Origin of the sequence: Sorangium sp. So ce836, assembly GCF_028553905.1 — a bacterium.
Lineage (GTDB): Bacteria > Myxococcota_A > Polyangia > Polyangiales > Polyangiaceae > Sorangium > Sorangium cellulosum_D.
The window spans coordinates 14490103-14506883 of record NZ_CP102233.1 but is presented as its reverse complement, the minus strand read 5'-3'; the positions used below and the strand labels follow the sequence as shown (position 1 = coordinate 14506883).

Annotated in this window: 2 protein-coding genes (1 of these 2 running past the window's edge); both read right to left on the bottom strand. The window is 67.6% G+C overall.

Going from position 1 to position 16781, the window contains the following annotated elements; genetic code table 11:
* Complete coding sequence (locus NQZ70_RS52910; protein WP_129581021.1) at nucleotides 1-6642, bottom strand: condensation domain-containing protein; 6642 nt, start codon at nucleotides 6640-6642, stop codon at nucleotides 1-3.
* Nucleotides 6639-16781, bottom strand: the 3' portion of a protein-coding gene (locus NQZ70_RS52905) for a non-ribosomal peptide synthetase/type I polyketide synthase (protein WP_129581020.1). Its footprint extends 453 nt past the window's final position; only the last 10143 of its 10596 coding nucleotides appear in the window; its start codon lies off the right edge, out of view; it ends in the stop codon at nucleotides 6639-6641. Before NQZ70_RS52905 ends, NQZ70_RS52910 begins: the two co-directional genes overlap by 4 nt.

Below are 16781 nucleotides of genomic sequence, written 5' to 3'. Positions count from 1 at the left end.
TTACTCCTCATTCTCCTGCGCCCGGCGACGGGCTCGTCCGCGCTCAATCGCGGAAATCCGGCGTTCAATGGTTTGCACCGGCGTAGTCGACGCGCTGCATAGGTCGGTAGGATCGACCTCAGCGCGTGCGAGATAGGCCGCGAGCTGCCGTACGGTCGGATTCGCGAACAGGTCGACGAGCGGAACCTCCCTGTCGAACTGGTCACGGAGGGCCGCGGCCAAGCGCACGAGGAGGATCGACTCCCCTCCGAGTTCGAAAAAATTGTGGTCAAGCCCGACCAACGGCGCGTCTAGGAGCGTGCGCCAGATGGCCGCAATCGTCCTTTCGAAGGCGCTCCAGGTCGCGTCCAGCGTGGCGGCTTGCGCATCGGTCTCGTTTCTCCGCTCGACGGGCAGTCGGATCGGCGAGCCGAAATGATCCAGGAGAGTGAGGGAGCTCGGAGCCGCACGCCCATCGGCGCCGGAGAGGCGCAGCGCGTGCGACTCAAAGAGCCACGGAGGGAGTGCGAGACTCCGGCGCACAGCTGGGGTGCGCTCGTCGAGTCCGAGAAGGACGCGCGGCAGGCCACGCATGACGCACGCGAGCGCAGTGGATCGAAGAGCGGCGCGATCGGCGTCGGACCACGGTTGCGACCAGGATTGCAGGAGCACTGGAGCGCGGTGATGATGCGAGAGTGCGTCGCACATCGCTTCGGCAAAATGCGCAGTTGCCCAAGCGTCGCCCCCGAGCGATGCGGAAGCTCCCGTGATGACGACGAGCGCGGTATGCGGGCGCGCGGCGAGGGCGCGGTGGAGCTCGTCGATGCCGAGAAGGGCGCACTGGAGGGCCACGTCGCCGATCGTGCTATATGCGGAGGACCGCGTCGCAGGATCGAAGTATAGGATGCCCGCGAGCGGTGCTCCCAGATCCGACTCCAGGACCGCGGCACGGCGCTCGAGCGCGCCGCGCTCGGCCACGTCGACGTCCCCGGCATGAATCACGCGCGCCCGGAGGCGGCTCCGCATTGCGCCCACGAAGGCGCTGTCTATGTCCTCGGGCCGACCGATCAGCAGGTAGGCGCCGTCGGGATCGAGGCGCTCCGGACTCGGCGGCTCCGCGATCGGGTCAACACGTGCGAGTCCTCCGATCCAGCGTTCACCGCCCCGATAGGCTACCTTCGGCACGGCGCGGCCGGTTGACAGTTCGCTTAAAAGGTCGTTTGCGTCCACATCGAGTTGGGCGCCGTCGAGATCGATGGAGCTAATCCTCGGGATGCCCGTGCTTGAGGCGAGCGCATCGGCGGCCGCGGGCAGAATCACGGCCGGCCAGCACGGAGCGTCGGTGTCGATCACGGCTCGCGCGCGGCGCGTGATCACCCGGAGGCGCATCGGGACGCCCGACCCTCGGCCGAGCCGCTCGAAGCCGACGAGAGCCTGCGAGAGCGCGGCGATGCGCGTGACCTCGCGGTTGACCTGCTCGATCGGCACGTCGTGAGTGACATCGTACGATGGGAGGTAGAGCACCTCGTTGACGCGCGCGCCGTCCTCGCCCAGCGTGGCGAAAAGTGCGTCGCACGACTCGGCTGCCTGAACGTCCACACGGAAGCGTTGATCGCCGAGACGAGCGAACCCGACGCCGGTCTCAACTAGCACGGGAGCGTCGAAGCGCTCGATGAGGCGACTCGCGAACGCGTCGCCGAGCCCAGAGCGATCCACCACGATGATGACCGGGACGCCGCGCGTGCGAGAGATCGCTCCGGTGTGGCGTCTCCGGAACACGGGACGGTGGATCATGGAAATCGTCGATGCTGGGCGGCCGCTCTGCCCCGCAATCCGTTGTGTTTCATTCTCGAAATCTCCCTGCTCGAAGCACGATCTTAGATCGGCGCGGCGAATCTTGCCGATGTCGGTCTTCGGAACTTGCTCGCGTTGCAGCATAACGAGGTGAGCGATCGTGAGCCCGAGTTTGTCGAGTACCCGCCTCCGGATCGCGGAGAGCAGCGAGGGCGGGGCCGGCGTGACGTTAGCCTCCGGGACGAAGAATACCGCGAGTTGGTCGCCGCGCCCGGCGTGACCGTAAACGGCGACCGCCGCCGTCCACGAGCGGTCCACGCCTTGGACCCGCTCGACCTCTGTCTCGATGTCGTGACACGCGTAGTTTGCGCCGTTAATGATTACGAGTTCCTTCGCGCGGCCCGTGATCGTCAAACGTCCGTCGGAGAGGAAGCCCAAGTCCCCGCTGTTGAGCCAGCCGTCGGCAGTGATCAGCGTCGAAGTGGCCTCCGAATCGCCGTAATAGCCCGGCAATACTACCGGGCCGCGGACCTGAATGAAGCCTATGGAGTCTTCCGGCAGCACGACCTCGCTCGCGTCTACCACGCGGACGGTGACACCCGCGATCGGCGGACCAACCTCGATGACCGCAAGCGCGCTGGGATCGTCGGGCTCGACGCGTGAGATTGGGCCCTGCAGCCGTGACCGGTCGATCCGGTGCGTGATCGCGGGTTGCCCAGCGCGTCCGCGGGCGTAAGTGACCCCCGAGGCGAGCTCGGTCATGCCCCACGCTGGTACGAACGCGTCGCGCTCGACGCCGGAGCGCTGGAGCGCCTCCATCAGTTCAGCGACGATCTCGGGTGCGATCTGCTCGCCCGCGCTCAGGAGTGTGCGCACGCCGCTCAGATCCCATCGACGGTGACCCGCCGCGCGTAGCCGCTCGACGAGAAGCACATAGGCAAAGTTTGGCGCCCAGGTTTCGTTGATGCGGTGGCGCTCGAGCCAGTCGAGCCAGCGGAGTGGATCTCTTAGGATCTCGGTGGATGGCGCGTGGAAGGCCGTCATGCCGCCGCAGACAGGGCGGATGTGCCAGTCGGCCATGGCCCCGATGTGGTGCAGCGGTAGCCAGCTGAGCGTGCGGCCACCTGGGGCCGAGCCGAGCGCGACGTTTGCCCCCTCGAGACGTACGAGCAGATTGCGATGGGTCAGCTCTGCGCATTTGGTGCGGCCAGTCGTGCCCGACGTGAGGCTGAGCAGCGCAAGGTCGTCGGGACGCGCGCGATGGATGAACGCCTTCCCCCCAGCGGTCCGCAACTCCTCGATCGTCACGACGGCGCTCGTCTCGGCGCCGTCGTGACGGAGGCGCGCCGCGAGTTCGACGGCGCTGTCGCGTCGGCTGATCACGCGCGGGCCGCCTATCAACCGATGCGCGTGCAACAGGCGAGCGATGCTAGGACCGTCGGCGTCCAAGCTCGCGGGCGCATGCAACACGAGCGGCACCATGCCTCCGAGCGCGCAGGCCCACAGTGCCTCGATGATCTCGCCATCGTTTTCGAGCTGAAATATGAGGATCTCGCCGGGCCGCGCCCCCCAGCTTCGGAGCCCGGCGTGAACACGCTGCGCGCGCTCGACGAGCTCCCCGAATGACCATCGCGTGCACGCACCGTCCGACGCGAGCACGGCGATGCCGCCGTCCGGTTGCGCGTCGGCAACGCGCAGCAGCGCGTCAGCGAGCGTCTCTGCTAGATGGGTTGTGAAGAGCGGCGGCGTCGCCGCGCAAGCCATCGGCCTAGCGTGCTGTGTAGGCTCCGGTGCCGCTGCATACGCACTCTGCGAGATTTGTAGCAGGCGTTCACGGTTAAGGGACGGAGGGTCGGGGGCGACTGGGCGTCGCACAAGTTCAACCTCTTCGACCGTGAGCGCCGCGCGTGCCTCGGCCTCCCAACGCGTTTCGACCTCGAGCGTAATCGACGGTAAGACTCGCACGGCGTTCGCGTCAATTTCGCCCGACTGATCCACCGGAATCACTGCGACCTCGAAGAATGTGCGCGGCGCAGGGATCTCATCGGCGTGCTCGTCAGCCCAGCGCTGCAGCTCTGTCGCTGTCACGGGACGTGTGGCGACGTAGTAAATCGCAAGCTCATGGAGGCCATTCGCGCGCATGCGAATCACCGCGGCGCAATCGGCGATTGACGAATGTTCGCAGAGCACCGCTTCTACGTTCTCTAGATCGACGTGTCGCGATCCTAGCCAGTCGACGCGCGCGCTTCTCCGCCGCTCCTCGATTCGTCCCTCGGCGTGCTGTCGACCGCGCCATCCGAGGTGGAACAGACGACCTCTATCGAGCTCGGGTTCCGCCGACGTGACGAATCGTTCCTCCGTGCGACGGCGGTCATTGAGGTAGCCGCGCGCGAGCGCAGTGCCCGAGGCGTGGAGATCGCCTTCAGCTCCCATGGGCGCGAGCCGCCTTCGCTCGTCAAGCACGACGAGGGCACTGGCGGCGCTCTCGAAAACGTATGGCGCTGCAACGCCCGCCGCGCGTAGCAAACGCGCGGCGACCGGCCCAGTCTCCGGCAGGTCGAGGACGTGGACCACGCGGGAGCGGAGCGCGCTGCGTGTAGCGGTAATGACCGGATCGGGCGCCTCGCCCGAGCAGACGATCCACCGCGGTGCATCGCTGCCAAGCGCCGAACCCGTGAGGAAATCGCTAGCCGCGACGTGCACCACCGTGCAGCGAGGTTCCTGTGAGCGCGCGCTCTCCGGCACGACAACATGGGCACCGGCGATCAGTGGGCCGGCGAGCTCCCAGACCGCGGCGGTACTCGCCGGGCTCGCCCCGTGCAGCAGCGCATCTGCCTCGGACAGTCCGAGTGCGTCGCGGAGCCAGCCGCCGCGCGCCAGGACGGCAGACTCGTCGAGGTGGACAAGACCTTCAGCCGTGGGCAGGAGCCACCCCGCGCATTCATGCGTGCCGACCTGGCCACCACCCCGAGGCGTGATCTGCTCGAGCTCCGCGTCTCCGTGATGGACTAGCACTGCGCCTCGGAAACCCTGCGCTTCGGCGGCGCGATCGGCCGACACTACCAAGAAGGCCGCGCCCGCATGCTCGGCGGTCCCGCGGCGGCGGCGGGCCGAGAGTGCCGGATCGAGCGGGAGATGAACGCCACCCGCGGCGAGGATGGCGCAAGGGATGACGACCGATGCCGATGACGCAGAGAGGCATGTCGCGACCACCGCGCCCGCGGGGACTCCGACTTCACGAAGCCGGTCGGAGATGCGCCGGATGCGGGCGTGGAGATCACCATAGCATAACAGCTTCGAACCACAGATTACTGCGGGAGCGCTGGAGTTGGAGCGAGCCTCGAGGTGCTCGATGAGCGATGTGGCGACGCCACAGGTGGTCCGCGCGCGGAGGGCGGGCGCGAGGAGAGTCCTCCGCTCGTCGGCCGTGTGCAGCGGGACCTCGGTCACCCTGCATGTGACGTTCGATGTGAGAAAGGCGAGCGTCGAGCCGTACCAGCGCGCGACGCGTTCGACGGTGCTCTGGTCGTAGCGCTCGGTGTCGTAGACGAGGACACCTCGTAGTCCGCCATCGTCCACCTCCCAGACATGCACCTCCAGATCGAAGCGTGAAACGCGGTTCTGGAACGGGAAATCGGAGATCATGAGGCCCGGGATTGCGACCCGGCGTAGTGGGTGCTGCTGCAGCGCAAAGAGGACCTGGAACATTGGGTGACGATCGAGTCGGCGCTCGGGGCGCAGCGCGTCGACGATGCGCTCGAACGGGAGTTCCTGGTGCTCTTGAGCGTTGGCCACCGCGCGTGCCACGATATCGATGACGTTCACCAGAGATGGATCGGCACCGAGATCGGCGCGAATCACGAGCGTGTTCGCGAAGCAGCCGAAGACGTCCTCGAGCTCCTTGCGGCTGCGGTTCGCGACCGGCGTGCCAACGGCAACGTCATACCTGCCGGATCCGCGTGCGAGCACGACGAAGAAAGACGCGAGCAGGGCGGCGAACAACGACACACGCCGACTTCGCGCGAGTGCCCGAAGCGCCCGTGCGATATCGGAGGGGATCACGAATTCGTGCGCCGAGCCACGGAGCGCCGGCAGCGCCGGTCGGGGTCGATCGCCCGGGATCGTGCTCTCGTCGCCAAGCCCGGCGAGGCACTCGTGCCAATAGGCGAGGAGGCGCCGATCGCGCTCGCCGGTCAGCCGGCGCCGCTCCCAGTGGGCGTAGTCGGCGTAGGTGACCGATAGCGGGAGCAGCGGCGCGGGTCCGCCGCGCATCGTCGCGGTGTAGAGCGCCGCGAGTTCTCGGATGAAGAGCGCGAGTGACCAGCCGTCGGCGACGACGTGGTGCGTCGCGAAGACCAACACGTGCTGCCTGCCATCGAGCTTTAATAGTAGTGAGCGCTGGAGCGGACCGCGCTCCAGGTCGAACGGCGCGAGCACCACACGCTCCACCTGGCGGTGGACCGCCTCGTCGCGCGCCGTGGATGGGAGCGAGGAGAGATCGCTCCGCTCGAGCCCGATGTCGGCGTCTCGGTCGGCTACCTGCACAGGCTCATCGCCCTGCGCCGGAAAACGGCTTCGCAGAAGCTCGTGCCGCTCGACGAGCGCTCGGAGACATCGCTCGAGCGCATCGGCGTCGAGTGCGCCTTGCAGCAGGAGCGCCGCGTGCACGTTGTAGAATGGGCTCTCCGGTCGGAGCCGCTGGAGGAACCACATCCGCCGTTGTGCGAACGACACAGGTGTTCCTGACGCGCTTCGTTGGATCGGGAGGATCACCTCGTCGGGATCGATGCCTTGCTCGCCTAAGAGCGACAGGAAGAGCTCTCGCTTCTCCGGCGACAGATCAGCGAGCCCCGCGATCGGTTCACTCATGGTCGTCTCCCTACGTCACGCCGCTGCGCACGCAGCATCGTGGTGGCCTCGGATGGCGACATCGAGCGGACCTGCTGGAGCAGGCGTGCGGCCCTCGCCGACGCGTCCTCTGCTGGAGCGCTCGCGGTCCCGGCGACCTCCGCGGATGCCTCGGAGGCGCCGCCAACTAAGCTGGCGAGCAGCACGTCGCTCGGATCGAGTTCAAAAGCGTCACGCACGCCATCGGAGTCGAGCGCGCCGATGTGGCATAGGCCGATGCCGTACTCCGGCGCCCAGAGATCGAGGAGTTGCGCCATCAGCCCTGCCTCAAGCGTCGCGAATCGCTCCGCGTGCTCGTCGTAGACTGGGACGATGGCATGCATCCGGCCGACAAGGAAGACGGAAAAGGCAGCTTCGTCGAACGTCGAGCGGTTCACGAAGGGGTCGTGGATGTGCCGATCGATGGCGGTGGATGTCCCGACCGACACGAGCCGGTGTGTGATCGGATCGTGATAATACATACCGCCGTCGATCTGCTCGACGCGGCCTGGTTTCATATGTAGATACGTTTGCACGGGATACAATCCACCTGCGGACGCGTAAAGACGGCGCGGCCCCCCGTCCAGTTTGGTCTCACGGAGACAAGATAGCATCGATGCGATGCTCCTGAGCGGGAGCGCCTTCAACGCGAACCGCCGAACGCTACGTCGTTTGTGAAGGTACTCGCGTTCCTTGCCGGGCGGCTCGTCGGACGGCAGCACGATCGCGGCGCGCTCGTCGCCGAAGTGTCGCAAGCCGGGCCGCTGCTGCTTGAAGCGCGCCACATCCTCGCGAGCGACTAGGACCGCGGCGTCGCGCGGCGACGTGGACGTGCGCGTCGGCTCCGCCGGCACTGCGCCCTCCCTCTCGAGCAGCGCGAGAAGCCCCTCGATGGTCGGGTGATCGTACATCGCCGCGATGCGAACGCGCGCACCGAGCTCCGCTTCGATGCCATTTGCAATGCGAATCAGCGCGATCGAGTCAGCGCCGAGGTCGAACAGGTTTGTACTTGAATCGACGCGATCGACCCGGAGCACGCGCTCTACCACGCTGACAACGCGGGTGAGCGCCGACGAAAACGCTCCGGACACCGCCGTCCCTCGCCCCGCTTCCCTCGAGCCGTTGACGTCGGGCAGCCGATCGCGCGCGACCTTACCATTCTGGCTCCTCGGCAGTTCGTCGAGGTGCACGAACGCGGATGGGATCATGTACGCGGGCAGACGCTCGGCCAAGAAGCCGCGCAGGGCGGTCGGCGTCGGCGCTTCCCCAAGCCGCGGGACCACGTAGGCGACCAGGCGTTGATCCCCAAGTGCCTCACCTCGAGTTGCTACCACACTAGCCGAGAGAGAGGGGTGCTGCACGAGCACGGATTCGATTTCACCAATCTCGATCCGGAAGCCTTGCACTTTGACCTGCAGGTCCTTGCGACCGAGGAATTCGATCGTGCCGTCCTGGTGGAGCCGACCGAAATCGCCGGTACGGTAGAGGCGCTCCCCGGTTGCACCGCTAGTTACAAATAGATCCGCGGTGGTTGCGGGATCGTTCAAATACGCGCGCGCGAGGCCGATCCCGCCGATGTATAGCTCCCCGGGCACCATGAGCGGTCGCAGCTGCATCCGGTCGTCGAGCACGTAGACGGTCTGGTTCGTCAGCGACCGGCCGTACGGAATGCTCTTCCAGCTGGGGTCGACACGGTCGATTGGATAAACGATGGACCATATCGAAGCTTCGGTCGCGCCGCCGAGACTGATGACCCACACGCCCCGTCCGAGGGCGCGGATCCGGTTCGGAAGGTCTATCGGGATCCAGTCACCGCTCAGCAGCACGCAGCGCAGTGAAGCCGGGAACGAGAGATGCCGCTGCTCGGCGAACTCAACTAGCAGCCGCATCAATGTCGGCGTCGAGCTCCAGATGGTGACCTTGCCGGCGCACAAGCGCTCCCACCAATGAGCTGGATCCTTATCCCACTGGGCGTCCGGTAGAACAAGCGTCCCCCCGACGGAGAGGGGACCGAAGATATCGTAGACCGAGAGGTCGAAGCTCAGCGAAGACACGCCGAGGACGCGATCGTCGGCGCGCATCACGATGCGATCGTTCACATCGACGATCGTGTTCAGCGCGGCATGATGCTCGATGGCCACCGCCTTAGGCCGTCCGGTGGAGCCGGACGTGTAGATGACGTAAGCGAGTTCTCCGGGGCCGCCGCGCGGCTCAAGACAGGGTTCGTCGAGCGCACGCGTGCACGCGTCGACGCGCATCCGCGGCAGAGCGGACGACAAGTCCAGGTGTGCGTTGAGCGCCGAGTGCGTCAGCACGGCGCGGACCTCGGCGCGCTCGATGAGCGCTCGCACGCGCGCCGGTGGAAGATCGCCGTCGATCGGGAGATAGGCCGCGCCGGCCGCAAGGGTGCCGAGCACGGCGACCACCTGCTCCCACCCTTTGCGCATGATCACGGCGACGCACGCACCGGAGCCGACGCCGCCCTCGCGGAGCCAGCGCGCCACGGCGTAGCTCCGGCGAACGAGTTCGCCGTAGGTGAGCGACACGTCGCCGGCGTCGATCGCCGTCCGGTCGGGGTCGCGCGCCGCGAGCGCGAAGATCCGGTCTTCAAGCCGGCCGAGCGGCGGCGGGGCTGAGGCATCGTTGCACCGGGCCACCGCCTCCAGGTGCAGGCTCGGAAGCAGCTCCGGCAGCGCGTCGGTCCAGGGCGCGTCGTCTTCGGCGAGATTTCGGAGCAGGCGGTGGTAGGCTTCGAAGAGGTCGTCTACGAGGCCCGCGGGGAACAGTTCGTCGACCGCATCGCACGTCACTGTGAGCGCACCGTCGCGCTCGTAGATGCCTTGATCGAGCCACACCTGGGGCGTCTGGCCGGAGCAGTAGATCATCTCGCCCTCGAACATGGGGGCCGCCTTCGCGCCGCCCGCAGCGACGAGGCCGAGGGTGCTCGTGAAGACGACTGGCATCACCGCTCCGGGAGAGCGTCGGCCGGTCCGCACGAGCTCCCGCAGGACCCGCACGCCGCTCACGAGCTGGTGATCGAGATCCTCGAGGAAGCGGTCCTGAAGCGCCGCGGCGCGCGCTTCGAAGCGATCGTGGCTCCGCCCATCAACATCGAGCAGCACGAGCGAGGTGAAGTCACCGACGACATCCTCGATCTCTGGGTGGAGCGGAAGGCGCTGGAATAGGGTAATGTTGAGCGTGAACCTCGGCTCTGCGCTCCACCGAGTGAGTACCTCGGCGAACGCGGCCAGGCACGCGATCGACGGCGTGAGCCCACGTGTCTGCGCGCGCTCCTTGAGACGGCTCCAGAGCGGTGCTGACAGCGTCACCTCCCGGTGCACGAAATGCGGTCGCTCGACCAAGGCCGCATTGGCGACCAACGGGAGCGCGGGCGCCGGCGGGAGGGTATCGAGGCGCTTCCACCAGTAATCGAGCGCGCGGCGGTACGCCTCGCCCTCGCGGAGCCGGCGCTCGGCCAGCACGTAGTCGCGGAATGTGACGGCGAGTGGATCGAGCGCTCGATCGGGGTCTACGTAGAGCCGTGCGAAATCGCGCCGCAGTATCGCCGAGCTGCCGGCATCCATGATGAGGGCGTCGATGCTCATGTGAATGCGGACTTGGTCCCCCGGAAGAATGAAGAGCGCGATCTCGAAGAGCGGCCATCGATCTGTAGCGAGCACAGCGTCGCTCATCCGCGCGCGGCTCTCGAGGAGGCGCGCTTCGATCTGCGCCGCGGTCATGCTACGCAAATCTTCGATCGCGGGCTCGTATGGTGGAACCTCGGCGAGTACCTGCTGCTGGCCGTCGCTCCGCACAATCGCACGAAGCATGTCGTGCCGATCGATGAGCACGCGGAAGCCGCGACAAAACCGCTCAATGTCGAGTTCCGGGCTGTCGATTTCGAAATATCCACGCGCTGCGACGTTACCGAGCTCGAAGCTCTCGCGCCGTCCTACCCAGTACGCCTCCTGCACGTCGGTGAGCGGGAACGCCTCGTAACGCGCAGTCGCGTCGTGAACGATCGTCGTCGGCTTGAAGGTCGCGACGGGGCGGCTCGCGCCCTCCTCGCGTCGTCCGGCGCCCCGTGCGCGCAGGGCGTCCGAGAGGGCGTGGACGGTCGGGTTGGCGAAGAAGACAGGGACGGGCAGGTCAACGCCGAAGCGCTTGCGCAGTTCGGCGACGACCTGGATCCCGATCAACGAGTCGCCGCCCAGCTCCAGGAAGTTCTTGGTGCCGATGTGGGCAACGCCGAGGTACTTCCTCCAGACCTCCTCGACCAGTTGCTCGACGTCTGCGTCCGCGGGCGGCACTGCGACGATGGATCCAGCCTCGCCGGTGATGAGGCGTACCTTTTCTCGCACGCCCTGTCCCTCACCAAACGCACGCAAGAGCGCCTCGATCGGCTGTGGGGACACGAGGACATGCGGCGCGTTCTGGCCTAGCACGCGTCGGAAAGCCTCCCTCCCCTCGGCGGCGCCAATACCGGAGGCGAGCTGCGGATCGTCCCACGGAGGAGTCACCGTGGGCGTGGCGGTCGCATCAGGGGAGACGAGCGCGTCCGGCGCGGGGATGCCGCTCTCGCACACATTAATCTCGATCACGACCCGGCCTACGTGCTGCGCTCGCGCCATCATATCGAACGCGCGTGCCGCATCCAACATCGAAAAGGTCGTGGTCGGGAGCGGACGAATGGCGCCCTCGGCGAGCATCTCCATCACCTCATCGAGCACCTGCCGGCACGACGGGTGCTTGGGGCCAAAATCGATCGCGGCGAAGCTCTGCCCCCGCGTGAACCCGGCTAACCCGATCCGGGCATTGGCGTGGATGTCACGCTTGCCGACCTCCAGGAAGCGACCGTACGGTGCGAGGACCGAGAGACCCGCTTCGAGGAGCTCACCGCCAAGCGAGTTGAGCACTACATCGACGCCGCGGCCGCCGGTGATTCGCATCAGCTCTGGAGCGAAGGCCGGTGTGCGTGAGTCGAGCACGTGGTCGATACCGGAAGCGCGCAGATGATCGCGTTTCGCCGCGCTGCCAGCGGTGGCGAAGATCTCGGCGTCAGCGTTAACCGCGAGCTGCACAGCGGCCAGACCGAGGCCGCCGGCTGCAGCGTGGATCAGCACGCGCTCGCCGCGACGCAGGCGCCCGACGTGGTTCAGCGCGTAGTGCGCGGTCGCGAAAGGCACTAGGAAAGCTGCAGCCTCATGGACGCCGAGCCCCGTCGGGCGACGTACCACGGAGGACGCGTCGACGACGACCCACGAGCGGAAGGAGCCCGGTGCAATCGCCAACACGTCGTCCGCGACCGCGAACCCCTCGACTCCCGGACCGACCGCGGAGATGCGTCCTGCGCACTCGCGGCCGAGGGGCTCCTCGCTGGCGCGCGCGGGCGCGATCCCCAGCGCGAACAGAACGTCTAGGAAGTTCAGCCCCGCGGCGGCGACCTCGATCTCGACTTGCCCGGCGGCGGGCACGGGCCGGGGGCTCGCGCGCGTGGCGAGCGAATTGAGGAGCCCCGGGGTGGTCGCGACGAGGGCGACGTTGGACCGCGGCGTGGGGCGGTCGCGAGCCTCGCGCCGTGCGGGCGCCGGACGCAGCGTGTATCCCTCGATCCGGAGCCACTCCATGCCATCCATGTCGACAAGTTGAACGTCGACGCGCAGCGGGTGGCCATCACGCTGCCCCTCGTCCGGGAAGCGGACGACGCTATAGAGAGAGCGTGGCGCGCCCCCGCGCATCAGGACGCGCTCGTAGCCGAATGGTAGCCAGGGGGTGTCACCGGGGATCGCGAAACTTGTCGCGACGTCAAGGAGCGCGGGATGGATGCGGAATCGATCGAGGTCGGAGCCGTAAACGTCGGGCAGTTCCACGAGCGCGAGCGCTCGGTGCGGGCCGCGTCGCATCCAACGCACGAGCCCCTGCCAGCGCGCGCCACCGGAGATCGGCTGCTCTGCGATCCCGCGCGGCGCCTCAATCGGCTCTGGGCAGGAGGAGGCGAGGGCCTCCAACTTCACGTGTTCATGCTCCACCGGGGCACAGTCCACGCGACCCCGCGCGTGCTCCACCCATGGAACTCGGCCGCTCGTTGGCCGGCTCCGGACGCTCACCGCGAAGCCGGGGTGATCAGTATGAAGACCGATCTGCACGTTGCGCGCGTTCCCGTCCGGAACTGAAAGTGGTTCCTGGAACCAGAAATCTGATATAGTTAAGGAGGAAGCGCCCGTGTGCGCGGTGTAGGCTGCGCGAACCAGCTCGAGGTAGGCGACGCCGGGAAGGGTCGGGATTCCGCGTAGCCGATGCTCGTCAATCACCCAGTCCTCACCGGCGCTCAGCGTGAGCTCGAAGCAGCGCTCACCTGCGTGCTCGAAGACACGTACAAACGGCGTTCCATCGAGCGGAGTGGTCGAAGAAGCATGCGTCGGGGCTGCGGCGAGTCGCTGCCGCGCGACGAGGCGCATCGCCGCGCCCGTGTCGCGCCACGTCCCCCAGTCCACAGCGGTCGCGGGTATGCGATGCGTACGGCGCAGGTGATGCGCGTACGCGTCTTGAAAGGCGTTCGCGGCGCAGTAGTCCGTCTGGCCCAATGGGCCGAAGAGCGGCGCGAGAGATGTGCACAGTACGAAGAAATCGAGCGGCTCGTCCACGAGGAGCTCGCGCAGCACACACGTCCCGAGCACCTTCGCCCGGAGGGCGTGCACGGACTGCACGCGTTGTCGCCGCTGAATTAGCCCGTCGTCGAAGGACGCGGCGGCGTGAATCACGCCGTGGATTGCCCCGAAGCGGAGGCGCGCACGATCGATCACCTCGCGCATCGCCGCGCGATCGGCCACGTCGGCAACCTCGATCTCGACCTCCGCACCGAGGCTCTCCAACGCACCGATCTTACGAATTCGATGTTGCGTGCGCCGCTGCGGGTCGGGGTGTGCTTCGTCGATCCACGTCTCGTCGGCCGTGCCATCAAGCGCCGCGTCCCATGCGGCGCGCGGCGGGAATGGGCTGCTCGTCACGAGGACGAGTCTGGCGGCGACGGATCGCGCGAGTTCCTCCGCGAGGGACAGCCCCACGCCGCCAAGGCCTCCGGTGATCAGGTAGACCCCGCGATCGCGCAGTCGCCCGCCGTCTTCGCGTTGGTCGGCACTGCACGGGGCGAAGCGTCTCGCGTAGAGGATGCCTCCGCGCACGGCAACGACCGGCTCGCCGCCGGGCGCAGCGATCACGTCCGCGAGGCCTTTCACGAGTTTGCGCCGGGCCTCGCCCTCGGGAGGGAGATCCACGTCGACGCTGCGGCAGTCGATGCGAGGATACTCGCTCGGGATCACCGCGCAGGGCCCGACGAGGAGCGCTTTCCGTGGGTCCACCACGTCGTCGGGTAGGACCGCTTGGAGGCAGGTCGACACCACGTCAATCGCGATATCCCGATCCGGATCGTGTCGACCGAGGGCCTGAGCCAGATGGACCAGGCTGAAGTAGCAGGCGTCGAGATCTGACTCAAGCGGCGCGGCGTCCCGATCCTCGCGCGGTGGCGAGACGCACCAGAGGTGAAGGACGCGCGGCAGCGACATGCCCGCGCTCGCGAGCGCGGCGACGAGCGCGTCGTAGTCGTCGGGCACCCCTGGGCGGATCCCGAAAGATGCCTCCCCACGCTGCTCGAACCGCGTGGAAGAGACGACGCGTACGGCGCGGGCACCCCAGCCCAGTTCCCCGAGCAGCTGCTCTCCGATCCCGCATGAGTCCAGGAATGCGAGAATAGGACCGGTTGCTCGCTCATTAATGATCGAAGCTGAGGGCCGTCGGGGTAGCGGCTCCCAGACGGGGACGCGAAGCCACTCGCGTACGTCCGCGCTTTGCGGTGGTGCGGACTTCGGGGGAGCTGATGGCTCGTGGCGTACTGGCGTGAGCTCCGTGGCCGAAAGCCGCTCCACGTCGATCCAGTGGCGCTGGCGCTCGAACGGATACGTTGGCAACGGAACCCGAACGCGACGTTGGCCGTGATGCGCGCCCCAGTCGAACTCGACCCCGACGCACCACAGCCGCGCCATCGCCTCGAACAGGCTGCGGAGATGCGTGCCCGACCCGCCCGCGCCCAGCGACGATATCGCGTGGACGCTGGGGAGACGCGCCGGGTGACGCTGCGCCAACGCGGTGAGCATACTGCCCGGCCCGATCTCCAGCAGCACGCGGTCCGGACAACCGCCGAGCACATCGAGGCAGCGCGAGAACCGGACGGTTTCGCGGATCTGGCGGCCCCAGTACGCCGGATCCACCGCCTCCTCGGGGCGGAGCCAATCGCCGCTGACGCCCGAGATGCACGGGATTCGTGGCGCGGCGAACCGCTCCCGGCGGAGCGCGGCGACGAAGGGGTCGACACACGCATTCATGGAGCGCGAATGGAATGCGTGGGAAGTGCGAAGTAAGCGCGCCGCCACGCCGCTGTTTGCCAGCATGTCGGCGAGCGCAGCGACGGTCTCTTCGGGACCGGCGACAACGCATGCATTCGGAGCGTTCACCGCGGCGAGGTCGAGCGCCTCGCCCAGCAACGGTACCACCTCCGACTCAGCGAGCGGCACCGCTAGCATCGCGCCGCGCGCACACCCATCCATCAGTCGGCCGCGCACCGCGACAATACGCAGCGCGTCCTCGAGCGGCAGCACCTCGGCGACGCACGCCGCGACGATCTCGCCCAGGCTGTGGCCGGCGAGCGCCGCCGGACGCACACCCCACGACATCCATAGCCGAGCGAGCGCGAGCTCAAACGTGAATAGCGCTGGCTGGACGACGAGCGTCCGCTCGATATTTGCAGCGTCTCCGGCGCCACTGCACGGGGCGAGGAGCACGTTGCGAACGTCCATCCCTAGCGGGCCCTGGAGCAGGCGCGAGCACGTGTCCACGACCTCGCGGAATACGACCTCCGCGTCGTAGCACTCGCGAGCAACGCCGAGCAGCTGTGTCCCCTGGCCGGCGAACACGAAGACCACGGAGGGCTCCGCAGACGCGATAGGGGTCGCCGAGGCCGCCCCGTCGGTCTCCAAGCGCGCGAGCGCCGCGACGGCCTCGTCATTGTCAGCGCAGACCACCGCGCGTCGTACCCCGAAACGGCTGCGGCCGACCTGGAGCGTGTACGCCGTGTCGGCGAGATTACTATTGGGATGGGCGCGCAGGTGGTCCGTGAGAAGCGTCGCCGCACGGCCGAGCGCGGCAGTCGTGCGCGCAGAGAGCGGCAGCACCTGAAGAGGGCGGCCGGGCGCGGCAACGGCCGGTGGCGGCTCCTCGAGCACCACGTGCGCGTTGGTTCCTCCGATGCCGAAGGAGCTGACGCCAGCGCGACGCGGCGCGCCCTCGGCCGTCCACGGCAGCGCCTTCGCGTTGACGAAGAACGGGCTCTGCTCGATCCCGAGCGCGGGGTTGGGTCGCTCGAAGTGAAGTGTCGCTGGAATCATCCGGTGGCGTAGCGCGAGCACCGTCTTGATGAACCCGGCGATCCCCGCGGCCGCGTCGAGATGACCGATGTTCGACTTCACCGCGCCGAGCGCGCAGAAGCCGGTATCCGCCGTCGCTTGGCGGAATGCCTTCGTCAGCGCCGCCACTTCGATCGGATCGCCGAGTGGCGTACCCGTGCCATGCGCTTCGACGAAGCCGATCTCCCGCGCGCTCACGCCGGCAACCACATGAGCTAGGCGGATCAGTTCGGCCTGCCCATCAACGCTCGGCGCCGTATAGCCGACGCGCGCCGAGCCGTCGTTGTTGAGCGCCCATCCGCGGATCACCGCACGAATTGGATCGCCGTCCCTCACGGCGTCCTCGAAGCGCTTCAGCGCGACCATCCCTGCGCCGTCACCGGCGACCGTGCCCGAAGCTCGCGCGTCGAATGGCCGGCAGTGCCCGTCCGCGGACGGGATGCCCCCCTCTTCGTACAAGTATCCGGCGCGCGCAGGCAGGCGGATCGACACGCCGCCGGCGAGCGCGAGGTCGCACTCGAAGCCCCGCAGCGCGCTGCACGCGAGGCAGAGTGCGACGAGCGACGTGGAGCAAGCCGTGTGGACGCCTATTGCAGGCCCGCGGAGGTTCAGCTTGTAAGCAATGCGCGTCGCGAGAAAATCCGTGTAGTTGCCGAAGAAGCTCGG